Source organism: Primorskyibacter sp. S187A, from assembly GCF_049800955.1.
Taxonomy (GTDB): domain Bacteria; phylum Pseudomonadota; class Alphaproteobacteria; order Rhodobacterales; family Rhodobacteraceae; genus JAKVBH01.
In genome coordinates this window covers 364,926-388,624 of the sequence record NZ_JBNAGA010000003.1, presented here as the reverse complement: position 1 = coordinate 388,624, position 23,699 = coordinate 364,926, and the positions used below count along the sequence as shown (strand labels likewise).

Below are 23,699 nucleotides of genomic sequence, written 5' to 3'. Positions count from 1 at the left end.
TTGAAGTGTTTGATAGTGAGTCGGATGGGGTTTGGAGCGGCTTGTCCGAGGCCGCAGATGGAGGCGTCGACCATGGCTTGGCTGAGCTCTTCGAGCAGCCCCTGATCCCACCTGTCCGCCTGCATCAGTTTGACCGCCTTCTCGCAGCCCACGCGGCAGGGCGTGCATTGCCCGCAGCTTTCATCCTCGAAGAAGCGCAGCATGTTGAGCGCGGCATCGCGCGCCTTGTCCTGATCGCTCAGGATCACGATGGCGGCAGATCCGATGAAGGTGCCATGGGCCTGCAGCGTGTCAAAATCCATCGGCACGTCACTGATCGACGCAGGCAAAAGCCCCGCTGAGGGCCCGCCCGGCTGATAGGCCTTGAACACATGGCCCTCCGCCATGCCGCCCGCCGCCTCGATCAGGTCCAGGATCGTCGAGCCCGCAGGCAGCAGATAGACGCCGGGCTGCTGGACACGCCCCGAGATCGAGTAGCTTCTGAGCCCGGTGCGCCCGTTCTTTTCCACCGAACTCAGCACCTCAGGCCCCTCGCGGCAAACCCGCGCCACCCAGTGCAGCGTCTCGACATTATGCACCAGCGTCGGACGACCGAAGACACCCACTTGCGCCACAAACGGCGGGCGGTGGCGCGGCAGGCCGCGCTTGCCCTCGATGCTCTCGATCATCGCGCTCTCTTCGCCGCAAATATAGGCGCCCGCGCCGCGCCGCAGATCGATATACCCCGGCGCCACCAGGCCGGCCTCCTCCAGCGCCGCAATTTCCGTCGCGAGGATATGCAGCACCGCCGGATATTCATCGCGCATGTAGATGAAGCAGGTCTCCGCTTCCACCGCCCAGGCCGCGATCAGCATGCCTTCGAGGAAGAGATGCGGCGTGCGCTCGAGGTAGTAACGGTCCTTGAAGGTTCCCGGCTCCCCCTCATCGCCATTCACCGCAAGGTAGCGCGGACCGGGATTGGCCCGCACAAAGCCCCATTTCTTGCCCGAGGGGAAGCCCGCGCCGCCAAGCCCGCGCAGCCCCGATGCAAGCACCTTGTCCTGCACCGCTTCCCAATCGCCGCCCGCCCGCAGCGCCTTGAGCGCCTCATAGCCACCCGTCGCCTCATAGGCCACCAGCCCCTCATAGGGCGGCACATGCGCATGGGTCTGGCCCGACGCGATGGCCGTCTGCACCTTCTCAGGCGTCGCGTGGTCAATATGATGGTGCCCCAGCTCGAGCACCGGCGCGGTATCACACCGCCCCATACACGGCGCACGCAGCACGCGCACCTCATCTGGATCAAGACCCTCTTCCAGAGCCGCCTTGAGCGCCTGTGCCCCGGCAAGCTCACAAGACAGGCTGTCACACACTCGAATCGTCACGGCCGGCGGCGGCGCCTCGCCTTCCTTGACCACGTCAAAATGCGCATAAAAGGTTGCAACCTCGTAAACTTCCGCCATCGAAAGCCGCATCTCCTCCGCCAACGCCCGCAAATGCGCCGCCGACAGATGGCCATGGGCGTCCTGCAAAAGATGCAAATGCTCGATCAACAAATCCCGACGCCGCGGGCGATCCCCCAAAAGATCCCGAACATCCGACAAGGCCAAATCGTCATACTGACGACCCTTCGGCGTAACACGACCCCGACCCCGACCAGACTTCCATACGCCTTTGCGTTCGTCCAAAGCCATGGCGCGCAACTCCTCCGTCACATTTTTGGAGATTCTAGTCTGGGCATCGCCAGACACCGCGACAAAAACGACACTTACCGCCCAACGCGCGCCTTAGATGCGCCATGGGAAGGACACGAGGTTGCCGAAAAGCGCCATTAACCTCCGATTGTGAACAAATCTGCTAGGCTCGAGAGCAGTTTGGAGAGATTCGCCCGCCATGATCTGGTTTGCCATCGCGTCGCTTCTGCCTGCCGTCCTTCTGGCGGCGGGTGCCCTGTGGGGCGGCGTCTGGGCTGCAGCGGGCGTTTTGTCCATCACTGTGCTGGTCTTTTTCCTCGACAAGATCGCCAACAAAACCATGCCCGACACGCACGAGGCCAGCGGCGCCGGGCTGAGCATTGGCCTGGGCGTTGCGCATTTGTTGCTCTTGCCGCTGGTGGTCTGGGCTGTGTCCAGCAACCCCGCGCTGTCGATGCTCGACAAGGTGCTCCTCGTGACGGGCGCGGGGCTCTGGTTTGGGCAGGTGTCAAATTCGAATGCCCATGAGCTGATCCATCGCCCCTTACGCAGCACACGCAGACTCGGTCGCGCGCTCTACGCGAGCATCCTTTATGGCCACCACGCCAGCGCGCATCTGCGCGTGCATCACGTCCATGCCGCGACAGATCGCGATCCCAATTCAGCGCGTGTCGGTGAGGGCTTCTGGGCCTTTGCCCTGCGCTGCGCCGTGGGCGAATATACCGAAGGCCTGGCCGCCGAAAGCGCGGCCCGCGCGCAGCTGGAGCCCAAACCCAGCCTGTGGAGCCATCCGTTTCTGAGCGATGCGCTGGTGTCCTCCACGGCATTGGCGCTGGCGTTTGCGCTTGGCGGATGGTCTGGCGTTGGGGTTCTGGCAATTCTCTCCGCCTACGCGGCATGGCAATTGATGCTGTCGGACTATGTGCAGCACTATGGGCTCCGCCGCCGGGTTCTGGCCAATGGCAAACCAGAGCCTGTGGGCCCGCATCACAGCTGGAACGCGCCGCGCTGGTATTCATCGGCCATGATGCTCAACGCGCCACGCCACTCGGACCACCACATGAACCCCGCCCGCCCCTTTCCGGCGCTTGCGCTGGATCGGGACACGATGCCCACATTGCCGCAGTCTTTGCCGGTCATGGCGGTCATTGCACTGGTGCCGCCGATCTGGCGCCGCTTGATGGATCACCGCGCGCAACGATGGCGCCTGAAGGCCGAAGGCCCCGACGGACGACGCGCACGCGATATTCCGCAAGCGGTCCTCGATCACGCAAGAGGGACTGGCCCCGGCAGACGACCTCTGCCAAACTGGCCCCATGACCCGATGGACGACATACCTGCCCGCCCTGGCGATCGCGCTCCTGTGCAGCACTGAGAGCAGCGAAGCCGCCATGTCGGCGGCGGAATTCGAAGCCTACACCACTGGCAAGACGCTTTATTTCGGCTCGCAAGGTCAGGACTATGGCGCAGAAGACTACCGCGAGAACCGCCGCGTGCGCTGGTCCTTTCTCGATGGCCAATGCAAGGAAGGCTATTGGTACGAAGGCGCCGAAAGCCAGATCTGCTTTGTCTATGAAGACCGGCCCGAAACCTCCCAATGCTGGACGTTCGAACGCAGCGCCCAGGGCCTGATCGCGACCTTCATGGGCGAGAGCGGCCGCGTCCTTTATGAGGCGCGCCGCACAGACGAACCCATGCTCTGTCTTGGCCCGGAGGTTGGCGTCTAGAGCCCCGCGATCCAGTCCAGGATCACCGTCACGGTCTTGTCTGTTTGCCCGGGGCTGAGAATGTCGCCTGCGATCACATGGTTGTAGGGATCATCTCCATCACCCAGGCGCACGATCTCGCGTCTCACCTCCCCGCCCCACAAGGTCGCCACCGCGCGGGTGGCGTCAGGCGACACGACACGGTCCTCATCCGAAAACATAGCGAGCAAAGGCTGGGTGATCGCGCTCACATCAAGCGCGCGGGCGTGGCGCACGGCGGCGGCCATGGGCATGAGCGCGACCGTTGGATAGCGCGTACTCCAGTAGCGGGCATGATCATCATTTTGCGGCGTAAAGCTGCGCTCAGCCCCCGCAACAAGCGGCCCCCACCAGCGCACCCCCGGCCAGGTCAGGATCACGGCAGCGGGCGAATTGATCCCAAAGTTTGGCGAGATGAACACCTGCCCCTTGATCCCCTCTTGCAGAGTTGGATCGAGCGCGCCGATCGTGGCCAACGTCGCGCCGGTGGAGGTCGAGAGGACGATCACCTCTCGCCCCGCGCGACGCGCCACAGCCAGCGCTTCGGCCAGATCGTTCATCCAGGCCTCCAGGGACGTGTCTGCCATGGCCGCGCCGCTGCGCCCGTGACCTGTCAGCCGTGTGAACACGAGGTTCGCGCCCAGCGCCTCGGCAACGCGGTCCGGCACAGGACGGATTTCCTCCGACGTCGCTGAAAACCCGTGCACATAGAGCACGGCGAGATCGGTCTGGTGGCCCGGCTCTCCTGCCCAAAGCACGCGTTTCTCTGTCCCCGGGGTGATATCCGGAAAGCGCGCTTCCTGCGCCGCAAGATAGGCGTCCAAATCCTCGCCGATGGCATCTGCATCAAAGCTGACCTCCGTCACAACGGGTTCTCGGGGCGCGAGGGCGGCAAAACCCGCGATGGCCGCAAGGACCAGCAGAACCAGCCGGCCCATCCAGCGCATCACAGTTTTCATGACCCGGCATCGTGCCGGAGCACGTCTTCAATGGCCGCCGTGATCAGCGGCAGGCAATCTGGCGCGGAAAACGAGTGATCCGCGCCTGTCTTGAGCGTTAATGTCATGTCCGCACACTGGGCATGATCCAACAAACGCAGGGCTGTCTGCGTGCTGACGGAGCTGTCCTCGGTGCCTTGCAAGCCGCGTACTGGGAACGGCAGCACGAGCGGGCTGCGCAGCACCAGATGATTGCGCCCGTCTTCGATCAACCGCCGTGTAATGCGATAAGGATCGCCGTATTCGGAGGGCACATCAAAATAGCCCTCCTCCATGACAGCACGGCGTTGGCTGTCGGAAAAACCGGCCCAGAAGCCATCTTCGGTGAAATCCGGGGCCGCAGCGATGTTGACGAGCCCGACAATGCCCTCCAGCCGTTTGCTCAGGAGCAGAGAGATCCAACCGCCCATGGAGGAGCCCACGAGGACTTTGGCCCCCGGCGCTTTGGCCCGGATCAGCGCTTCGGCATCGGCGGCCCAATCTCCAATGCATCCATCGGTGAAGGCTTCCGAGGATTGGCCATGACCGGAATAGTCAAACCGCAAATACGCCTGACCGCGCGCTTTGGCCCACTCTTCAAGAAACAGCGCCTTGGAGCCCTCCATATCGGATTTGAACCCACCCAGAAAAACCACGACCGGGCCGGACCCGGGTGTGAAATGATACGCGATCTGGCGTCCGTCTGGACCTGCAAACATGTCTGGCACAACGCTGTCCTCCCTCTTGCGCGCAATGTGGCGCAGGCGCGGGGCGGGTGCAATTGCATCGTTGGGTCAGATCCCGGCGGGACGGGTATGGTTGGAACCAAAACGACAACGGCCCGCAGGAGCGGGCCGGTCAAGGGTCATCGGAAGGTCGGGTGTCAGCCGCTGACGTAGGGCGCCGAGCTTGGGCGGTAGAACACCTTCTGGTTATGCAGGCGGCCCAACAACTCATGGATTTCCCGCGCTTCGTCACAACGTGCATCATCTGACGCGCGTGCTGCCTTGCGCGCCCGAAGAGCGGATTCGATCAGTTCCATGTCTTCCACCGACAACTCGATATTGCGGTTTGGGCTGGGCATCATTGTTACTCCTAGTGTTTCTTATGCGAAACTAAATAACCGATGCAGCGCAGCAATCAAGCCCTAAAGGTCGGATTTGAATACAAAAATGTCGGATATAGAGCATACCTTTGTATACAGCGCCAAAGGTTGACTTCCCCGGGCCTCGGCGCGAAAACCCCGTCAAGAACCACATAATCGCAACCGGGCGTTTCGTAGGCGCCAAAATGACGAGGAGGCCCATATCCATGGCCCAGATCACCCTTACCCTTCCCGATGGCAATGCGCGCAGCTACCCCGCAGGCATCACGCCTGCTGAGGTCGCATCCGACATCTCCACTTCGCTGGGCAAGAAAGCCATCTCCGCGACAGTCAACGGCGCGCATCACGATCTGCAATGGCCTATCACAGCCGATGCAAGCTTTGCGCTGCACACGTTGAAAGACGAGGCGCAGGCGCTTGAACTGGTGCGCCACGATCTGGCGCACATTATGGCGCGCGCAGTTCAGGAAATCTGGCCGGATGTGAAGGTCACCATCGGCCCGGTGATCGAACATGGCTGGTATTATGACTTTGACCGCGCCGAGCCCTTCACACCCGAAGACCTTGGCACCATCGAAAAGAAAATGCGCGAGATCATCAACAAGCGCGAGCCCGTGACCACCGAAGTCTGGGATCGGGCCCGGGCGATCAAGCATTATGAGGACAATGGCGAGCCCTACAAGGTCGAACTGATTGACGCGATCCCCGGCGATGAGCCGCTGCGCATGTATTGGCATGGGGATTGGCAGGATCTCTGCCGCGGCCCGCATCTGCAACACACCGGTCAGGTGCCGGCCGATGCGTTCAAGCTCATGTCCGTGGCGGGCGCCTATTGGCGCGGCGACAGTGATCGCGCCATGCTGCAACGGATCTACGGCGTGGCCTTCCTCAACAAAGAGGCGCTGCGCAAGCATCTCAACATGCTGGAGGAAGCCGCCAAACGCGATCACCGCAAGCTGGGTCGTGAGATGAACCTCTTTCACATGCAGGAAGAAGCGCCGGGCCAGATCTTCTGGCACCCCAACGGCTGGCGCATCTACACCGGCCTGCAGGATTACATGCGCCGCATGCAGACCAAGGGCGGCTATGTCGAGGTGAATACACCGCAAGTCGTCGACCGGCGTTTGTGGGAGGCGTCGGGCCACTGGGACAAGTATCAAGAGCACATGTTCATCGTCGAAGTGGACGAAGACCACGCTCGCGAAAAAGCGGTCAATGCGCTCAAACCGATGAACTGCCCCTGCCATGTGCAAATTTTTAACCAAGGCTTAAAATCTTACCGCGATCTTCCATTGCGTATGGCCGAATTCGGTTCGTGCAATAGATATGAACCTTCCGGGGCCCTTCACGGGATCATGCGCGTACGCGGATTCACCCAGGATGATGGCCATATTTTCTGCAGAGAGGATCAGATCGAAGATGAAACAAAACGCTTTATCGACTTCCTCGGCGAAGTCTACCGCGACCTCGGCTTTGACAGCTTCAAGGTCAAATTCTCAGACCGCCCCGAAAAACGTGCGGGCTCCGATGAGGTCTGGGACAAAGCCGAAGACGCCCTCAAGGCGGCCACGCTTGCCGCAGGTTGCGAGTTCGAGCTGAACCCCGGCGAGGGCGCCTTCTACGGCCCCAAGCTGGAATTTGTTCTGACCGATGCCATTGGCCGCGATTGGCAATGCGGCACCCATCAGGTGGATTTCGTCCTCCCCGAGCGGCTCGACGCCACCTATATCGGTTCTGACGGGGCGAAGCATCGTCCCGTCATGCTGCACCGCGCCACGCTGGGCTCTTTTGAACGCTTCATCGGAATCCTGATCGAAAGCCACGCGGGCAAACTTCCCTTCTGGCTGGCCCCGCGCCAGGTTGTTGTGGCCTCCATCGTCTCGGAGGCCGATGACTATGTGCATGAGGTCGTGGCCGCGCTGACCGCAGCGGGCGTGCGTGCGGAAGCTGACATTCGCAATGAGAAGATCAATTACAAAGTGCGCGAGCACAGCCTCGGCAAGATTCCGGTCATTCTGGCCATTGGTCACCGCGAGGTGGCGGATCGCACGGTGACGGTACGCCGCCTGGGTGAAAAGCAAACCGCCGTGGCGGCGCTGGATGAGATCGTGACGGAGCTGGGCCAATCCGCCTTGCCCCCCGATCAGGTGGCGTGACGCTCAAAGGCGCCGCCGCCGCGGCACGCCTCGCGCGGGAAAACGGGCTTGCCTTCGCGGGCATGGAAATCGCATCCGGCAGCGGTGAGCTGGTCCTGTGGGCCGATGGCACGCGGGTTGATGACGAAGAGCAAGCCCCGGATACAGGCCTGCCAGAGCTTGATGCCGTTCTCAGCGGGAGCCGCGCCATCGTTGTGCGCCCCGGCTGTCGCCGCTACGAGATTCGCTTCACATCCGTCGTCATGCATGCCCATTACGACGAGGGCCTGCACGTTCCCGAAGATCATGAGGATTTCAGCACCCCGCTCCGGCGCTACACCGACTCGCGCTTTCTGAGGTTCCTGAAAGACGAAACGCTGGCTGACAAACTTCTGGACGAACCGCTGCTGCATTACCGGATCGCGATGCTCAACGACATTATAGATGTCGCGGCGACTACACCTCCCGATGTGCTCTCCCGCGTGCTCACCGTCTCTGATCTGTGGATGATGGACGATTGAGCGCCGCTGCGCGTTTGTAACATGCCCGCCCGGTTGCGTGAGCTGGGCGCCAAGAGCAGCTCGGGCGTGACACAAATTGTAACAATTGATCCGAAAAACCTTTCAAACGTATCGCCATTTGCGCCTCCAGAGCCCGAAAATGGCGGGAAAATCCCCAAAAACCGGCGATCCCGCCTCACAAAACTCTCAAAGCGACACACGGCCGCGTGATGCACGTGCCCGTGAGTAGCGCATTGCGTCACTTCGCCCCTAATCTGTTTTCAGTCGCCAATCACGGCGGCATCGATTTCTGACCTAAAAGGGAAAACACTCATGTCGAAACTTGTTAAATCCGCTGCTGTCGCTGGTGCCGTTGCTGCTGCTCTGGTGTCCCACACAACGACAGCCACTGCGCAAGCCAAGGAAAAGTGCTTCGGCGTTTCGCTCGCAGGCCAAAACGATTGTGCAGCGGGCCCCGGCACAACATGCGCCGGTTCCTCCACAGTGGACTACCAAGGCAACGCATGGACGCTGGTTGACGCAGGCACATGCGCCGACATCGAGCTGCCTGCAATGGCCGACGGCAAAGCACGCATGGGTTCGCTCGAAGAGCTGGACCGTGACCTGCCCCAAGGCTAAGGCCGGGCCCTTTGACCCGATTGCTGTGGCGTATCCCGATGCGCCGCAGCCACCCAGAAGCCTGTCTCCTTATCCCCGAGACAGGCTTCGCTCTTTCCACTAAGCTGAGACGATGTCTGCCATGTATGATGTTGCCCCCCGTTCTGAAGCGCTGCCGCCCCTGCCCGGTGTGGGCTACAAGCCGCAGCACTGGACTGACATTCTGAACAATCCTGCGCCCGTGGCGTGGTTTGAAGTGCATGCGGAGAATTACATGGGCGATGGCGGCCGCCCCATTGCGCAGCTGCGCCATCTGGCCGAGCGGTTTCCCCTGTCGATCCATGGCGTTGGCGCTTCCATCGGGGGCGCGGAGCGTCTCGATCCCGAACATGTCGCCCGGCTCAAGCATCTCGTCAGCTGGGCCAATCCGGCCAGCTTTTCCGAACATCTCGCCTGGTCGACCCATGACAGCCATTTCATGAACGATCTGCTGCCCCTGCCTTATACCGACGCCACCTTGCAGCGCGTCTGCGATCATGTGGAGGAAGTGCAAGAGGCCATTGGGCGGCAAATGCTGCTGGAAAATCCCTCTTCCTATCTCGCGTTTGAAGAAAGCACCTGGGAGGAACCTGCCTTTTTGGATGAGATCGCACGGCGCACGGGCTGCGGGCTGCTGCTCGACGTCAACAATGTCTTTGTCTCCGCCACCAATCTCGGGTTTTCGCCCCAAAGCTATATCGACGCCTTTCCATTACACCGTGTGGGTGAGATCCATCTCGCGGGCCATGAAGAAGACCACGACGATCATGGCCAACCGCTCTTGATTGACGCCCATGGCGCCGAAGTCGCGGAGCCTGTCTGGGCACTGCTTGATTATACGCTGGAGCAATGCGGGCCGCGCCCGCTGCTTGTCGAGTGGGACAATGATGTGCCCGATTGGTCTGTGCTGGCCGATGAGGCCCACCGGGCTGAACGCGCGCTGACGTCCCTGCCCACGCAGGCGCGGGCATGAGCGTTGAGGCGCCCTTCCGCGCGGCCCTGCTCGATCCCGAGCTGGCGATCCCCGAGGGCCTTCTCGATGGCGACGGCAACCCCGCCGGACGGCGCTACAATGTCTATCGCAACAATATCACCGCATCGCTGAGCGAGGCTCTGGAGACAGGCTTTCCCGCCATCGCAAAGCTGTTGGGTGAGGAGAATTTTCGCGGTCTGGCAAGGCTTTACCTGCGTACTCATCCCCCAAGCTCAGCGCGCATGATGCTCTATGGCGCGGCGTTCGGCGATTTTCTCGATGGTTTCGAACCCTTGGCGAAATACCCCTATCTGGGCGCTGTGGCACGGCTCGAATTCGCCCTGCGCGAAAGCTATCACGCAGCCGATCATCAGCCCCTTGATCCCAATGCGCTGGCCGTCGCGCCGGAGGCGCTCATGCAGATGCGTCTGAGCCTCGCGCCTTCCGTGCGCCTGCTCTCGTCACCCTGGCCCATCCATGCACTTTGGGCGTTCAACATGGCAGGCGGGCCGAAACCCTCGGGCGGTGGGCAGGATGTCGTGATCCTGCGAGCCGAGTTTGATCCCGAACCCCACGTGCTGCCCCCCGGCGGCCATGCCTTCCTGAGCGCCCTGCGCGCCGGGACCACGCTCGAGGCGGCCTATGAGGCCGGTCTCGCCGCCAGCGAGAGCTTCGATCTGTCCGCCATCCTCACACTGCTTATTGCCAATTCCGCCCTGCAAGGATCTGACACATGACCCCCTTTGCCCAATTCTACACCGCGCTCTTCTCCTCGCTCGAAAAGTCGCTCGAAGGCCTGCTGCCAATTCTGGCGCGCGCCATCTTCGCGGGCGTGCTGTTCGTCTACTTCTGGAATTCCGGACTGACGAAACTGGGCGATGGCATCTTTGGCATCTTCAATCCCTCGCTGGGCGCTTATGCGCAGATTTTCCCCAAGCAAATGGAAGCCGTGGGCTTTGATGTGAGCCAGTTGGGCTTTTATCACTGGGCGGTTGTCACCGCGGGAACAGTGACCGAATTTGTCCTGCCCATCCTGATCGTCATCGGGTTGATGACGCGGCTGGCCTCGCTGGGCATGATCGGCTTTGTCGTCGTGCAATCGCTGACAGATCTCTACGGCCACGGCGGCATTGCGCATTCCGAAACGCTGGGCGCCTTCTTTGATGGCAACCCCGCAGGCGTGATCCTTGATCAGCGCGCGCTTTGGATCTTCCTGCTTCTCGTACTTGTCGTGAAAGGAGCTGGCGCCTTGTCGCTTGATCACATTCTGCGCCGTCAGGTCTTCCGCAATGCAGGGCTGGCCACCGCGTGAACCCACACGACATGGCATGAATGACAGACGCCAGCCCCGGGGCTGGCGTCTGTCATTCAGCCGCGCAAAAGACCCAGAAGCGCTTGCATGTCAGGCGGCAACGGCGCCTCAAAATCATGCTCCACACCGCTCACAGGATGACAAAATCCCAAATTGGCCGCATGCAGAGCCTGACGGGCAAAGGCAGATACCCCGGCGCGCGCGGCCTCCGAGAGCGCCTTCTGAGGCAGTTTGCGTGAGCCGCCATAGGTCGGATCGCCCACAAGACCGTGGCCTGCATGGGCCATATGCACCCGGATCTGATGGGTCCGGCCCGTCTCCAGCCAGCATTCCATGAGAGCCAGACAGGGCGGCGCGCCGAAAGCCTCGATCGTGCGCGCCCGTGTTACCGCATGACGCCCACCTTCAAACCGCACCGCCTGTCGCTGCCTGTCTGTCCGGTGTCGGTCCAGACCCGTGGTCAGTTTCAGAACCGAGCCTGTCTCAAACGACGCCCCGCGCACACCGCGCAGCCGGGGGTCCGCCGGATCCGGCACGCCGTGCACGAGGGCCAGATAACGCCGCCGCGCAGTGTGTTTTTCAAATTGCGCGGCCAACCCGTGATGCGCCGCGTCTGATTTCGCGACAACCAAGAGCCCCGAGGTTTCCTTGTCGATCCGGTGCACAATGCCGGGCCGTTTCTCGCCGCCCACACCGGAAAGCGCGGCGCCGCAATGGTGCAAAAGCGCATTGACCAAGGTGCCAGAGGGTGTGCCCGGTGCGGGATGCACGACCATCCCGGCAGGCTTGTTGACCACAACGAGATCGTCATCCTCAAAAATCACATCCAGCGGGATGGGCTCCGGCGCCATATGGCTCTCGCGCGCCTCGGCAATCTCGACCTCGACCTGCGCACCGGGCGCAACAGGGGCCTTGGGATTGTCCGCAACGATTCCATCGACGCGCACTGCGCCTGCGTCCAACAATTTGGCGAGCCGGGTGCGCGAAAGCGCGGCCGCCTCTGGCACATCGCGCGCCAGCGCCTTATCAAGGCGCGCGGGCGGCGTGGGCCCGATTTCGAACCGGAGGGTTGGCATGGACGACGAGACCCCTGAATTACCGGGCAGCCTGAAGCTGCTCAAAACGCTCGTGACGGTTCTGACCGCCGTGATGATCGTGGGCGTTGTAACGGTGGTTGGCCTGCTTGTCATGCGCCTCGGTGATCAAAGCCCTGTCCTGCCTGCGTCCATCGCACTGCCCGACGGCGCCCGGGCCTTGGCCTTCACGCAAGGCGAGGCCTGGTACGCGATTGTCACGGACGCCGATGAGATCCTGATTTTTGATCGTCTGAGCGGCGAGATGACCCAGCGCGTGGCCATCACGCGCTGATACCGGCAAGAGGCCTCGCGCAACCCTTCGGTGAGCCGCACGCGCCTTAAGACTGATTAAAAGACTATTGCGTCCAAGGCTGCAAGACGCCTGTTCCCTCACCGTGATTCGGTATCAATTTACCGCAAAGGTACAAGGCAAACGGCCATGCGCAACGGGGCGCAGGCCAGAGCAAAAACGCCAACACCACTAGCTGATTCTGGAATAAATGTTTAATTTCAGCATCTTGCCCCCATGCAATACGTATTCGGAGGACGATTTCGAGGATTTCCCAGTCCAAAAAACCACAAAACCCCCCTGCACGCTGCGCTGCGCACAGGGGGTTAACACTTTGTTAGCACTTGAAGCGCATCTGTTAACCATCGAACGCAACCTTAAGGAGAACTTTCAATGTCGGATCTGTATGAGCCGCACGATCTCCAACGAGAAATGCACCGATCCCAGCCCCCCGACGTCCCCATTGCCCATGTGAGCGATGTCAAACAGATGCTGACCCAGCCCGGCCTGTCGTCGCTGTTGCTGGAGGACAATGAGATGAACGCGTTCCTGCTGCAGGAATACCTGGGGCTGATGGATTTGCCTGAGGCCCATTGGGTCAGATGCATCGCTGAGGCCATTGATCTGAGCGATGAGATCGTAAACGGCACCTATGATGTGTTGTTTTTTGACCTGATGTTGCCCGACGGCGAGAGCTTTGCGCTGGCCCGTCATCTGTCCGAGCATTGCCGCATCCCGCTCATTGCCTATACCGCATGCAGCCAGCCGGAAGATTATCACCGTATGGCCTCATCCGGATTTCAGGACTTTTTGCCAAAGCCCTTGAGCTTTTGCCATTTCAAGAACCGGGTTACAGCCCTGCTCTAGCTGCCCCCAGCCGCCCCCCCCTGCCCCAAGGCTTGCGCTGCGCGCGCAAAGCCCGTCAGATGGCTCTCAGCATGAGGGAGGCAGACGGACATGGCAGGCACAAAGTTGATTGGCATTGATGTGGGGACCACGGCCGTGAAAGCGGCGGTCTTTGGGCCCGACGGGACCGTGCTCGACAGGCTGCATCAACCCCATGACACCCAGCGCCCTGAGAGCGCCTGCGTCGAGCAGGATGCGAGGGATTGGACCCGTGCGATTGACGCGGCGCTCGCGCGCTTCACCCCCCTGATGCCCGGCGTGGGCGGTATCGGGCTGACGTCTCAGGTCAACACCCATGTTTTCGTGGATGCCGAGGGCACCCCGCTCGCGCCTGCCATCGTCTGGCAGGACGGGCGGGCCGCGGCTGAGGCGGCGGAGCTCGATGCGCAGATCAGCGAGGCGCAACGTCTGGAATGGTGGGGCGCGCCAATGCCCATTGATGCCAGCCATGCGCTGGCCCGCATGCTGTGGATGCAGCGCCACCACCCCGAGATCTGGGACAAGACGCGCTATGTGCTGCTGCCCAAGGATCTGTGCCTGTGGCACATGACAGGTGCGGTCGTAAGCGATCCGCTGTCCAATATCGGGCTCGTCGATTTGGCCCATCGCCATATCCCCGAAGTCCTCGGTCTGGTGGCGGGCGCGGCGGACCGGATGGCGCCCCTCAAGCCCCTGAGCGCGCTGGCTGGTCGTGTGCGGCAGGGTCCGGCGCAAGACATCCCCGTGGCCAATGGCACGATGGATGGCTGGGTCGGCCTGCTGGGTTGCGGCGGGCACAGAGAGGGCGCGGCGTCCTATCTCAGTGGAACAAGCGAAATTCTCGGCATCACGTCAGAGGCCGTGCATCCGACGCCCGGCGTCATTGTGTTTGCCGAAAGCGACGGGCTGCGCATGCATGCAGGCCCCACCCAGGCCGGCGGCGCGGCGCAGATGTGGTGGGCCGATCTCAACGGGATCAGCCCGGAGCAAATGAGCCAACGGGCCGCAGCCTCTCCGCCCGACAAGCCCGCGCCGCTGTTCCTGCCGCATTTGCAAGGCGAGCGCGCACCGCTCTGGAACGCCAACGCCCGTGGCGCCTTCCTCGGGATTGATCAGACGAGTGATGCCGCTGATCTCGCGCGCAGCGTCTATGAGGGCGTGGCCTTCTCGGTGCGGCTGCTGCTCAACGCGCTGGAGCGCTCGGCGCAGGTGCAAAGTACCGAGCTGATTTGCGGCGGCGGGGGCTTTCGCTCCGATGTCTGGAACCAGATCCGCGCCAATGTGCTGGGCCGCACGCTGCACCGTCTCGCCGTGACCGATCCCGGCCTTCTGGGCGCCGCAGCCATCGCCCGCGCCGCCACCGGGCAAGCCCCCGATCTTGCCAGCGCGCTCGACGAGCTCATGCATATCGACAAGACCTACAGACCCGACCCGGCACTGGCCCCGCTCTATGACGCGCAATTTGCGATCTTCGAGGACCTGACCACGCGGCTGGCCCCGGTCAATGACCGCCTGACAGCCTTGCCGCGCCCACGGCTGTGAGGTGCGCTGGCCCCGGCACAGGGGATTTGACCTTGCACCTCCCCCCGAGGCCATGTTCACCTTCGCGCAAACCAAACGACATCCTTGGGAGGATCCATGTTCACACCTACGCGTCTCGCCGCTGCCGCCACAGCGCTGACCCTGTCCGTCAGCGCCGCTCTCGCCCAAAACATCACCGTTATCACCCCCTATCTCGCACAGCCGGGCAGCCAGGCCATCATCGAAGGCTTCACCGAGGCCGCGGGCGCCATGGGCGTGGAGCCCAATGTGATTGATACCGCGGGAGACGTCGCCGCCGTGATCAGCCGGATCGAGGATGCCGTGGCCGCAGGCGTCGATGCCATCGTCATCAACGTGGACCCGGCCCAGATCGAGGCCGGGCTCGAAGTGGCCCAGGAGGCGGGCATCCCCGTCATCGGCATGGACAGCGGCGCGCATCCGATGCTGGCCACCAACGTGACCTCCAACGGCTACGCCATGGCCGCAGAGACCTCCGTCTATGTGGCCAACCGTCTGGGCGGCGCAGGGCGCGTGGTCATGTTTGTCTTTGATGCCTTCCCGCCGGTGCAAATCCGGGGCGTGATTGCCGACGCTGTCTTTGGCAACCATCCCGATATCGAGATCGTCGACCGGATCACACCCGACGTACAGGACGGCGGCATTGCAGACAGCCGCGCGAAAATGGATGCGATCCTCGCCGCCAACCCCGAACCCGGCAGCATCTCCGCCGTCTGGGCGGCCTGGGACCAGCCCGCGCTCGGCGCCATGCAGGCCATTGAGGATGCAGGCCGCAGCGGCGAAGGCATCGTCATCGTGGGCATCGACGCCAATCCGCAAGCGCGCGATGCCATTGCCGCAGGTGGCAATTTCGAAGCCTCCGTGGCGCAGGATTTCGCAGGTATCGGCGGGCGCGCCGCGGCCGAGACCCTGCGCGCCATCAAGGGCGAAGAGATCCGCGCCTCCGTGATTTACGTGCCCACGGTTCTGGTCACTCAGTCCAACGCCGCTGAATGATCACGCGGGCAGCCCTGACAAAAACACTGACACACTGGGCCGCCCCAAAACACGATGCCTCAGCCCCTGCAGATCGATATCTCCAAGGCCAGCAAAGCCTTCGGCAAGACCCGCGCGCTCCGCGATGTCTCGCTCAGCCTGCGCGGGGGCGAGGTCCATGCGCTGATGGGCGAGAACGGCGCCGGAAAATCAACGCTGATCAAGGTCTTGGCCGGGCTGACGCGGGCGGACCAGCTGTATTTGCGGATCAACGGCGCGCCTGTTGCGCTCAACAGTGCGGAAGACGCCAAGCGCGCGGGCTTTCGCTTTATCCATCAGGAGCTCGACATCGTCCCGCAGCTCTCCGTGGCCGAAAACATTTTCCTCGGGCAACCCTATCCCCGGCGCTTTGGCGCCTTGATTGACTGGCCGGTGCTGCATGCGAAAGCCCGCGACGCGCTGGCGCGCCTCGATGTGCACCACATCGATCCCGCCGTGCAGGCTGCGACGCTAAGCACCGGCGATCAGATGCTCATGCGGATTGCCTCCGCGCTGACCGACGACGCGGGCTGTCTCTATGTCTTTGACGAGCCCACCGCCGCCCTGTCGGAGGCGGACAGCGCCCGGCTCTTTGCCGCGATCAAGACGCTGCGCGCGCGCGGCGTCGCGGTGCTTTATGTGTCGCATCGCATGGCGGAGGTCATGGCTCTCAGTGATCAGGTCAGCGTGCTGCGCGATGGCGCGCCTGTCATGAGCGCGGCCACGGCAGAGACCCGGCAGGACGCGCTGATCACTGCCATGATCGGGCGCAGCCTGGCCCCCCAAACCGTTGAAGCCGCAAACACGCCGCACCCGGACGGCCCTGTCCCCCTCGTGACGGCCCTCGTAACGGCCCGTGGCACCTGCACACAGCGCCTCTCACATCTCGATTTTGAGATCCGCCCCGGCGATATTCTGGGCATCGGCGGGCTCGCCCGCGCGGGTCAGGGCGCATTGCTGCATATGCTCTGTGGTCTGGAGCGCGTCACGGGCGGCACCTTGCACATCGAGAACAGCCCGCCTCCGGGCGATGTCTCCGAGGCCTGGACACGGGGCATTGCCTATGTCCCGCGCGAGCGGCGCACGCAGGCGCTTTTGCTCAAACAATCGATCCGCGACAATGTGGGGCTCGCACAAATCCCCGCCCATGCCGGCCCCCTGGGCTGGAGAGACCGCAAGCAAGAGCGGCGCGATGCCGCCGCCCTTGTGGCCGATGTCGGGCTGAAGTTCGAAGACCTTCGCCAGCCGGTCTACCAGCTCTCGGGCGGCAATCAGCAGAAGGTCGTTTTGGCGCGCGCGCTGTCTGTCCGACCACGCCTCTTGCTACTGGATGAGCCCACGCGCGGCGTGGATGTTGGCGCGAAATTCGAAATTCACGCGCTTCTGCGCCGCCTGGCCGCTCAGGGCTGTGCCATCGTGCTGACCTCCTCTGACCTGCCGGAGCTCATCGCGCTGAGCCATCGTGTTTTGATCCTCCAAGACGGGCGCCAAAGCGCGCTCTTGCCCAGCGCAGGCCTGACGCCCGCAGACCTTCTGGCGCGCAGCTACGCGCCCTTTGACGAAAGCCAAGCCTCATGATCCGTGTCCTGCGCCGCTATGGCTCTCTGGCAGGCTTTGCCCTGATCTGCCTCTTTTTTGCGATCAACCTGCCCGAGACCTTTCTGACCCCGCGCAATCTCATCAATATCTCCCAGCAAATCAGCATGTTGGCCGTTGTGGCTTTTGCCATGACGCTGGTGATGGTGATGAACGATTTTGACCTCTCCGTGGGCTCCATGGCCTCGCTCGCGGGGGTTGTCGCGGCGGTGCTTTTTGCGGCTGGCTATCCGGTGTCGGCAGGCATCGCAGCGGCGCTTCTGATCGGGCTCGCCGGGGGGCTCTTCAACGGATTTCTGGTGGCCTACGTGGGCATTCTGCCCTTCGTGGCCACGCTGGGCACGCTCACGATGTTTTCCGGGTTGGCCTTCCTGATCTCTGGCGGAAAGACGATCTTTGGCCGCGATATCCCGCGCAGCTTTTCGGGCTTTGCCCGCGATGGCATTCCGCTTGAGAGCCTGGGCCTCGCGGGGCTCAAGCTGCCCTACCTGACGCTGATCATGCTGGCGGGGCTGGTGCTGGTCTGGGTTGTTCTGGAGCAGACGAGCTTTGGGCGCAGGCTCTATGCCATTGGCGGCAATGCCGAAGCCGCGCGGCTGGCGGGCGTGCGCGTGCGGCGCAACCGTTTGACGGCTTTCGCGTTGGCCGGTGTGGGCGCGGCCATCGCAGGCCTCATGTATGCCAGCCGCGTGGCCTCGGCCAACCCGACCCAAGGCAGCGGGCTGATGCTGGATGCGATTGCTGCTGTCTTTCTGGGCATGACGATGAGCGAGGAAGGCGAGCCGCGCGTGGCCTATACGCTTGTGGGCGTGCTCATTCTGGGCGTTTTGGACAATGGGCTCACGCAGATGTCGGTCGACAGCTATATCCGCGAGATCCTCGTGGGTGCGATTGTGATCGCCGCTGTGGCCTTCTCCAGCCTGACGAAAGCGCGCCGCAGATGAGCGGACCTCTGGCCTATACGCTTCTGCCGGAAGGCCAGACGCCCCGGCTGGGGCTCATTGTCCTGCAGGTGGATGAGACCATCGAGGATGATTTCCGCAGGCTCTTTGCGCCACAGGCCATCTCGCTTCAGGTCAGCCGCATTCCCTCTGGCGCAGAGCTGACCCCGCAAAGCATTGCCCGGATGGATGCCGCGCTGAACGCCAGTGCCGCGCTCCTGCCAGACACCACCTTTGACGCGGTGGGCTATGCCTGCACATCTGGCACGACGCTCATTGGGGCAACGCGGGTTGCGGAGCAGGTGCGCGCAGGCTGCACAGCACGCGCTGTCACCAACCCGCTCACCGCAACGCGAGCCGCGCTCGCAGCGCTCAACGCGCGCCGGGTCGCGATCGTCTCACCCTACATCCCAAGCGTTGCCCAGCCGCTTTGCACAGCCTTCGAGGCAGACGGCATCACGGTGACCGAGGCCGTGTCCTTCGGCGAGCGGATCGAGCGGAATGTCGCGCGGATCACGCCCGAGAGCCTGTGCGACGCCGCCAGACACGCCGTGGCCACAGGCACGCCGGAGGCGCTCTTTCTCTCCTGCACAAACCTCAAAACGCTGGACGTCATAGCCCCGCTCGAAGCAGAGCTTGGCCTGCCCGTGCTGTCGAGCAATCTGACGCTCGCCTGGCACATGGCCGCCACAGCCCGCGCCAAACTGGCGCCGGACCTGCACTACAGGCTTTGCCAGACGCGCCACGGCTAACACAGCGATCTGACCACACAAGGTTGGGGAGAAATGGTACCGCCTCCGGGGTTCGAACCTGGGACCTCTGGATCCACAATCCAGCGCTCTAACCAACTGAGCTAAGGCGGCACTGTTGGGTGGATTACAAACACGTTCACACGATTGCAAGAGGCATCCGGCCTCAAAAAGCAGGTTTTGTCGCGCAAGCGGCCCCGGGGACGGGGGGCGCCTGCCTACAAATCAATCCCCCAGTTCTCCTCCGTCAGATCCACGCCAAAGGAATGCACCGGGCGTGCAGAGAGCCGCGCAAACCCCGCTTTGGCATAGAGCGCACAGGCCGCACGATGCTCGGCATGGGTCCAAAGCTCCATGCGCCGGTAGCCCGCCTCGCGCGCGAATCCCATGCATGTGTCGAGCAATAGCCACCCCACGCCCCGGCCCCGGGCCTCTGGCAGAAGGAAAAAGAGCCGCAATTTGGCAACGCCCGGGGCCTGGGACACGCAAAAGATCGACCCCAAGGGCCCGGTGTCATCCTGCGCAATCCAGCCGCGCTCCAGGAGGGGATCATGCCCGTGCAAAAACGCGGTCACGATCTCCCCCACGAGGTCCTCGAAACTGGCATCAAACCCCTCATCGCGCGCATAGGCCTCCCCATGGGCCCGCACGAGCCACCCGGCATCTGCGTCACATACCTCGCGCAGTGCAACCATACTTGCCTCACCCTCCCACTCGCGCTACCACGCACCCCGGCACAGCCCCCGCGCAGACCTTGCGCACATCAGGAGCATCCCATGGGCATCAACGACGAGCGCGACATCGAAGCCAACCTGCAAATCGGGCCCACCGATCAGGGCATGGTGCGTCTGTTTATTGCGGCGGGCAATACCGAAATACCGATGGATTTTGATCCCGATGAGGCGCGCGAAATCGCCGAGGAAATGATGGCCGCCGCACAAGCCGCCGAAGCGATGCGCAAGTAGGCCTTTTGCCTGCCCCCCGGTTGGCCTATCTGAAAGGCCAAGGAGAGACCCGACATGAGCCCCAATACCAGCTATGAGACCCCCGGCCCTGTCGAGATCACGTGGAAAGACGCGATCTCGCCCACCGAAGAGATCATCGACGCCGCCCGCAACGGCAAGATGTTCATCCTGATCGACCATGAGAGCCGCGAGAACGAGGGCGATGTCATCATCCCCGCGCAAATGGCCACGCCTGATGCGATCAATTTCATGGCCACCCATGCGCGCGGGCTGATCTGCCTTGCCATGACGTCCGACCGGGTGGACCAGCTTGGCCTGCCGCTCATGGCCCAGCACAATTCCAGCCGCCACGAGACCGCCTTCACCGTCTCCATCGAGGCGCGCGAAGGTGTCTCGACCGGCATTTCTGCCGCTGACCGCGCGCTGACGGTCTCCACCGCGATTGATCCCTCCAAGGATGCCGCTGATATCGCGACGCCGGGCCATGTCTTCCCGCTGCGCGCGCGCGATGGCGGCGTACTTGTCCGTGCAGGCCATACCGAGGCCGCCGTGGATGTTGCACGGCTGGCGGGGCTGAACCCTTCGGGTGTGATCTGTGAGATCATGAACGAGGACGGCACGATGTCGCGCCTGCCTGAGCTTGTGGCCTTTGCCCAGCTCCATGGCATGAAGATCGGCACGATTTCCGATCTCATCGCCTACCGCCGCCGCCATGACAATCTGGTCAAGGAAGTGGCCACCCGCGAGGTCACCTCGCAGTTCGGTGGCGCGTGGACCTTGCGTGTCTTCAAGGATCTGACCGAAGGGACCGAGCATGTCGTCATGACCATGGGCGATATCACCACCCCCGAACCGGTCCTCGTGCGCACCCATGCGCTGGACGTTCTGCCCGATGTTCTGGGCGTGGGCAGCCATGACGGTGTTGAGCGTGCGATGCAGGCCATTGCGGCCGAGGGGCGCGGGGCGATCTGCATCTTCCGCAATCCGCTGAAACCCATCCTTGAGGAGGAAGGCGAAGGCCCCCGCACGGTGCGCGAAGTGGGTCTGGGCAGCCAAATTCTCTCAACGCTGGGCCTGACGCAGCTCATCCTGCTGACCGACAGCCCCGGCGCGCATTACGTGGGCCTCGATGCCTACGGTCTGGAAATCGTGGGCACGCGCCCGATCACGGGCTGAGGCCCCTCCCCCTGAATTCTCAAGGAGGCATTCATGGCCACCGCTGAACAGCACTACATCCTGCCCCGCCCCGAGTTCGACAAAGCGCCGAAGCTTCTGATTGTCGTGGCGCCTTATTACAAGGACATCGCCGATCAGCTGGTCGCGGGCGCACAGGCCGAGATCGAGGCCTGTGGCGCCAGCTGGGATCTGATCGAGGTGCCCGGCGCGCTCGAAGTGCCGACAGCGATTTCCATCGCGGAGCGGATGAGCAATTTTGACGGCTACGTGGCTCTGGGCTGTGTCATCCGGGGCGAAACCACGCATTACGAGACGGTCTGCAATGACAGCTCTCGCGCGATCCAGCTCATGGGGCTGCAGGGCCTGTGCATCGGCAACGGCATCCTGACCGTGGAAAACCGCGCGCAGGCGGAGGTGCGCGCCAATGTGGACGATCAGAACAAAGGCGGCGGTGCCGCTGCGGCAGCGTTGCATCTGATCGCGCTCACGCGCAAATGGGGCGCGCCGCGCAAAGGTGTGGGCTTTCGCCCAGCCAGTGATGAGATCCAGCTCGCGGGCGATGCAAAAGGAACGACAACGGCATGAGCGAAGCGCCCAAGCTATCCGGCAACCAGAAACGCAAGATGCGCTCCGCCGCGCGGCTCTATGCTGTGCAGGCGCTCTTTCAGATGGAAGCCATTGGTCAGACCGTGGACGCGGTCCGGCGCGAGTTCCTCGAGCATCGCTTTGGCGCCACATATGATGGCGCGGAAATGGTGGATGGCGACATTCAGCATTTTGCGCAGGTGCTCAATGACGCGGTCAACCATCAGGCCCAGATTGACCAGATGACGGACCGCGCCCTTGTGGCCAAATGGCCCATCGCGCGGATCGACCCGACACTGCGCGCGCTCTTTCGTGCGGGCGGGGCCGAGTTGGCCCATGGCGATGCGCCGCCCAGGGTTGTGATCTCCGAATACATGGATGTGGCGGCCGCGTTTTTCCCTGATGGCAAGGAAGCGCGTTTTGTGAATGCCGTGCTCGATCACATGGCGCGCGAGGCCCGGCCTGACGCTTTCTGAGTTCGGGCTGAGTTCGGGCTGAGTACCGGCTGAGTGAGGACGATTGGGTGTTGCGCAGTCTGCGCGCGGTGCACGGCGCGTTGAGGAGGCATTTTGTACGATTTGAGGGGTAGATCGCACAAATACCCCTGCGACATTCTGTCTTGCCCGCGCTCGGCAACGCACTACTTTTCCCCTCAGCGAGGAATAGAGAATGCCCAAACTGATCAAGTTATACATCACACAATGCCTGTTGGGATTTGTGATCTCCGCCATCTTCACCGCGATATTGCTGTACTACAACGTGGCCAATCTGGGCCATCTGGTCACATCTGATCCCATGGGCTGGCTGGCTGTGCTGATGATCTGGTATTTCAACGGGACGGTCTTTGCCGCCGTCCAATTTGCCATCAAAGTCATGGCGTTACGCGAAGACGAACCGCAAAAGCCCGGCGGTGGCACGCGTATTCTGGCCTATGCCCGCGCGACGGAAAACGACCGGGTGTGAGCGCTGCTGCGCTGCGTGGCACCCTTGGCATATGCCATTGAAATCAAGGGGTTATCCGGCGTCTGTTGAGAGTGTCGCAGCATATTTGGCCGCTGTTATCCTTCATGCGACGGGAACCGCATTGGCCGTGGGGTCTCTCATTCCCGAGGACCTGTATATACAGGTGGGCGCCAGGTAAACGAACCAGGGCTCGCACAGAGCCAGCTCCCTCGGAATTGCTTAAGGCCACCGGAATGCACCCGCTCTCGCACCATGCAGAACCCGTCCCCGCACACATAGGCTGACCCGCCGCCCGGGACAAGGCCTCGTTGTCATCCCCCTTGCAAATGTTCTGGTATTGTTCATACTCATTCCCATGGATGAATGCCTCTCACTTTCAGGAAATTTACAGCCGGGTCAAAGACTTGCGCGCGGCGTGGCCCGTCATTTGAGCGCTTTGGGATTTGCACCCCTCGAAGAATTTGTGCCCGCACGCGGGCTGCGCATGGACATTCTGGCGCTGGGGCCCAAGGGCGAGTTCTGGTGTGTGGAATGCAAAAGCTCACGGGCCGACTTCACGTCTGACGGCAAATGGCAGGGCTATCTGGAATGGTGCGACCGGTATTTCTGGGCCGTTGATGAGGCTTTCCCGACCGATCTTTTGCCCGAGAACACCGGCCTGATCATTGCAGATGATTACGATGGCGAGGTCATTCGCATGGCGCCGGAAGACAAGCTCGCTGGCGCCCGGCGCAAGGCCCTGATGCAAAAGTTCGCAAGCTGCGCCACACGCCGATTGCATCTGATGCGCGATCCGTCTGCCGGCCTCTGAACCGCACTGCAA

Annotated in this window: 27 protein-coding genes, 1 tRNA gene and 1 other RNA gene; 21 read left to right on the top strand and 8 right to left on the bottom strand. The window is 62.6% G+C overall.

All coding sequences use genetic code 11. The features are described from left to right. Positions 1-1,673 (bottom strand): NAD(P)H-dependent oxidoreductase subunit E (locus tag ACP15S_RS19280; RefSeq protein ID WP_425041302.1); only part of this gene is annotated, 1,673 nt, incomplete at its 3' end. Positions 1,674-1,872: 199 nt separating this feature from the next. Between ACP15S_RS19280 and ACP15S_RS19275 the strand changes: the two genes are divergently transcribed. After that, positions 1,873-3,048 carry an alkane 1-monooxygenase gene (locus ACP15S_RS19275; protein WP_425041301.1) on the top strand — a complete coding sequence of 392 codons (1,176 nt, stop codon included), beginning with the start codon at positions 1,873-1,875 and terminating at the stop codon, positions 3,046-3,048. Further along, positions 2,990-3,400, top strand: coding sequence for a hypothetical protein (locus ACP15S_RS19270; RefSeq protein ID WP_425041300.1), 411 nt, complete (start codon positions 2,990-2,992; stop codon positions 3,398-3,400). The genes ACP15S_RS19275 and ACP15S_RS19270 overlap by 59 nt, the downstream gene beginning before the upstream one ends. Here the strand turns inward: ACP15S_RS19270 and ACP15S_RS19265 are convergent. The 3 genes from ACP15S_RS19265 to ACP15S_RS19255 form a co-directional block, all read right to left on the bottom strand. Next, the gene (locus ACP15S_RS19265) at positions 3,397-4,377 is read right to left on the bottom strand and encodes an alpha/beta hydrolase (RefSeq protein ID WP_425041299.1); all 981 of its coding nucleotides are present in this window, start codon (positions 4,375-4,377) and stop codon (positions 3,397-3,399) included. The two genes, ACP15S_RS19270 and ACP15S_RS19265, sit on opposite strands and share 4 nt — an antisense overlap. Then, entirely contained in the window at positions 4,374-5,114 is a 741-nt protein-coding gene (locus ACP15S_RS19260) for an alpha/beta hydrolase (RefSeq protein ID WP_425041298.1), read from the bottom strand. Before ACP15S_RS19260 ends, ACP15S_RS19265 begins: the two co-directional genes overlap by 4 nt. 164 nt (positions 5,115-5,278) lie before the next feature. Then, positions 5,279-5,479: a hypothetical protein gene (locus ACP15S_RS19255; RefSeq protein ID WP_425041311.1), complete on the bottom strand. Its 201-nt coding sequence runs from the start codon at positions 5,477-5,479 to the stop codon at positions 5,279-5,281. 227 nt (positions 5,480-5,706) lie between these two features. On the opposite strand from ACP15S_RS19255, the gene thrS reads away from it, so the two are divergent. The 6 genes from thrS to ACP15S_RS19225 all read left to right on the top strand — a co-directional run bounded on the left by thrS (position 5,707) and on the right by ACP15S_RS19225 (position 11,077). Next, entirely contained in the window at positions 5,707-7,656 is a 1,950-nt protein-coding gene (gene thrS / locus ACP15S_RS19250; protein WP_425041297.1) for a threonine--tRNA ligase, read from the top strand. Beyond that, positions 7,653-8,156, top strand: a complete 504-nt coding sequence (locus ACP15S_RS19245) for a hypothetical protein (protein WP_425041296.1) — start codon at positions 7,653-7,655, stop codon at positions 8,154-8,156. The genes thrS and ACP15S_RS19245 overlap by 4 nt, the downstream gene beginning before the upstream one ends. Before the next feature lie 312 nt (positions 8,157-8,468). After that, positions 8,469-8,774 (top strand): DUF2282 domain-containing protein, encoded by a 306-nt coding sequence (locus ACP15S_RS19240; protein ID WP_425041295.1) that lies wholly within the window; start codon positions 8,469-8,471, stop codon positions 8,772-8,774. Between the two features lie 121 nt (positions 8,775-8,895). After that, positions 8,896-9,765 carry a DUF692 domain-containing protein gene (locus ACP15S_RS19235; protein WP_425041294.1) on the top strand — a complete coding sequence of 290 codons (870 nt, stop codon included), beginning with the start codon at positions 8,896-8,898 and terminating at the stop codon, positions 9,763-9,765. After that, complete coding sequence (locus tag ACP15S_RS19230) at positions 9,762-10,502, top strand: putative DNA-binding domain-containing protein (protein WP_425041293.1); 741 nt, start codon at positions 9,762-9,764, stop codon at positions 10,500-10,502. The genes ACP15S_RS19235 and ACP15S_RS19230 overlap by 4 nt, the downstream gene beginning before the upstream one ends. Then, positions 10,499-11,077, top strand: coding sequence for a DoxX family protein (locus ACP15S_RS19225; RefSeq protein ID WP_425041292.1), 579 nt, complete (start codon positions 10,499-10,501; stop codon positions 11,075-11,077). The genes ACP15S_RS19230 and ACP15S_RS19225 overlap by 4 nt, the downstream gene beginning before the upstream one ends. A gap of 56 nt (positions 11,078-11,133) precedes the next feature. Here ACP15S_RS19225 and ACP15S_RS19220 read toward each other — a convergent pair whose 3' ends face one another. After that, positions 11,134-12,153, bottom strand: a complete 1,020-nt coding sequence (locus ACP15S_RS19220) for an RluA family pseudouridine synthase (RefSeq protein WP_425041291.1) — start codon at positions 12,151-12,153, stop codon at positions 11,134-11,136. On the opposite strand from ACP15S_RS19220, the gene ACP15S_RS19215 reads away from it, so the two are divergent. The 7 genes from ACP15S_RS19215 (at position 12,152) to ACP15S_RS19185 (ending at position 19,190) form a co-directional block, all read left to right on the top strand. After that, the gene (locus ACP15S_RS19215; protein WP_425041290.1) at positions 12,152-12,445 is read left to right on the top strand and encodes a DUF6476 family protein; all 294 of its coding nucleotides are present in this window, start codon (positions 12,152-12,154) and stop codon (positions 12,443-12,445) included. The genes ACP15S_RS19220 and ACP15S_RS19215 overlap by 2 nt on opposite strands. A gap of 390 nt (positions 12,446-12,835) precedes the next feature. Further along, positions 12,836-13,309 (top strand): response regulator, encoded by a 474-nt coding sequence (locus ACP15S_RS19210; RefSeq protein ID WP_425041289.1) that lies wholly within the window; start codon positions 12,836-12,838, stop codon positions 13,307-13,309. Between the two features lie 90 nt (positions 13,310-13,399). After that, entirely contained in the window at positions 13,400-14,869 is a 1,470-nt protein-coding gene (locus ACP15S_RS19205) for a xylulokinase (protein WP_425041288.1), read from the top strand. Between the two features lie 96 nt (positions 14,870-14,965). Further along, the gene (locus ACP15S_RS19200; protein ID WP_425041287.1) at positions 14,966-15,883 is read left to right on the top strand and encodes a substrate-binding domain-containing protein; all 918 of its coding nucleotides are present in this window, start codon (positions 14,966-14,968) and stop codon (positions 15,881-15,883) included. Positions 15,884-15,937: 54 nt separating this feature from the next. Beyond that, positions 15,938-17,479, top strand: a complete 1,542-nt coding sequence (locus ACP15S_RS19195) for a sugar ABC transporter ATP-binding protein (protein WP_425041286.1) — start codon at positions 15,938-15,940, stop codon at positions 17,477-17,479. After that, positions 17,476-18,441, top strand: a complete 966-nt coding sequence (locus ACP15S_RS19190; protein ID WP_425041285.1) for an ABC transporter permease — start codon at positions 17,476-17,478, stop codon at positions 18,439-18,441. Before ACP15S_RS19195 ends, ACP15S_RS19190 begins: the two co-directional genes overlap by 4 nt. Then, positions 18,438-19,190 (top strand): maleate cis-trans isomerase family protein, encoded by a 753-nt coding sequence (locus ACP15S_RS19185; protein WP_425041284.1) that lies wholly within the window; start codon positions 18,438-18,440, stop codon positions 19,188-19,190. The genes ACP15S_RS19190 and ACP15S_RS19185 overlap by 4 nt, the downstream gene beginning before the upstream one ends. Positions 19,191-19,224: 34 nt before the next feature. Here the strand turns inward: ACP15S_RS19185 and ACP15S_RS19180 are convergent. Continuing rightward, positions 19,225-19,301, bottom strand: a tRNA-His gene (locus ACP15S_RS19180). A 104-nt stretch (positions 19,302-19,405) separates the two neighbouring features. Then, positions 19,406-19,882 carry an N-acetyltransferase family protein gene (locus tag ACP15S_RS19175; protein ID WP_425041283.1) on the bottom strand — a complete coding sequence of 159 codons (477 nt, stop codon included), beginning with the start codon at positions 19,880-19,882 and terminating at the stop codon, positions 19,406-19,408. Positions 19,883-19,963: 81 nt separating this feature from the next. On the opposite strand from ACP15S_RS19175, the gene ACP15S_RS19170 reads away from it, so the two are divergent. From ACP15S_RS19170 to ACP15S_RS19150, 5 genes are all read left to right on the top strand, one after another. Further along, the gene (locus ACP15S_RS19170; RefSeq protein WP_425041282.1) at positions 19,964-20,152 is read left to right on the top strand and encodes a DUF6324 family protein; all 189 of its coding nucleotides are present in this window, start codon (positions 19,964-19,966) and stop codon (positions 20,150-20,152) included. Positions 20,153-20,206: 54 nt separating this feature from the next. Then, entirely contained in the window at positions 20,207-21,328 is a 1,122-nt protein-coding gene (gene ribB / locus ACP15S_RS19165; RefSeq protein ID WP_425041281.1) for a 3,4-dihydroxy-2-butanone-4-phosphate synthase, read from the top strand. A 33-nt stretch (positions 21,329-21,361) separates the two neighbouring features. Beyond that, the gene (locus ACP15S_RS19160; protein ID WP_425041280.1) at positions 21,362-21,913 is read left to right on the top strand and encodes a 6,7-dimethyl-8-ribityllumazine synthase; all 552 of its coding nucleotides are present in this window, start codon (positions 21,362-21,364) and stop codon (positions 21,911-21,913) included. Continuing rightward, positions 21,910-22,389, top strand: a complete 480-nt coding sequence (gene nusB, locus ACP15S_RS19155; RefSeq protein ID WP_425041279.1) for a transcription antitermination factor NusB — start codon at positions 21,910-21,912, stop codon at positions 22,387-22,389. Before ACP15S_RS19160 ends, nusB begins: the two co-directional genes overlap by 4 nt. Positions 22,390-22,582: 193 nt before the next feature. Next, entirely contained in the window at positions 22,583-22,876 is a 294-nt protein-coding gene (locus ACP15S_RS19150; RefSeq protein WP_425041278.1) for a hypothetical protein, read from the top strand. A 109-nt stretch (positions 22,877-22,985) separates the two neighbouring features. Here the strand turns inward: ACP15S_RS19150 and ssrS are convergent. Next, positions 22,986-23,140: non-coding RNA, 6S RNA (gene ssrS / locus ACP15S_RS19145), on the bottom strand. 91 nt (positions 23,141-23,231) lie between these two features. Here ssrS and ACP15S_RS19140 point away from each other — a divergent pair. Continuing rightward, a complete protein-coding gene (locus ACP15S_RS19140) occupies positions 23,232-23,687 on the top strand; it encodes an MmcB family DNA repair protein (protein ID WP_425041277.1) in 456 nt (151 codons plus the stop codon). Positions 23,688-23,699: the final 12 nt, after the last annotated feature.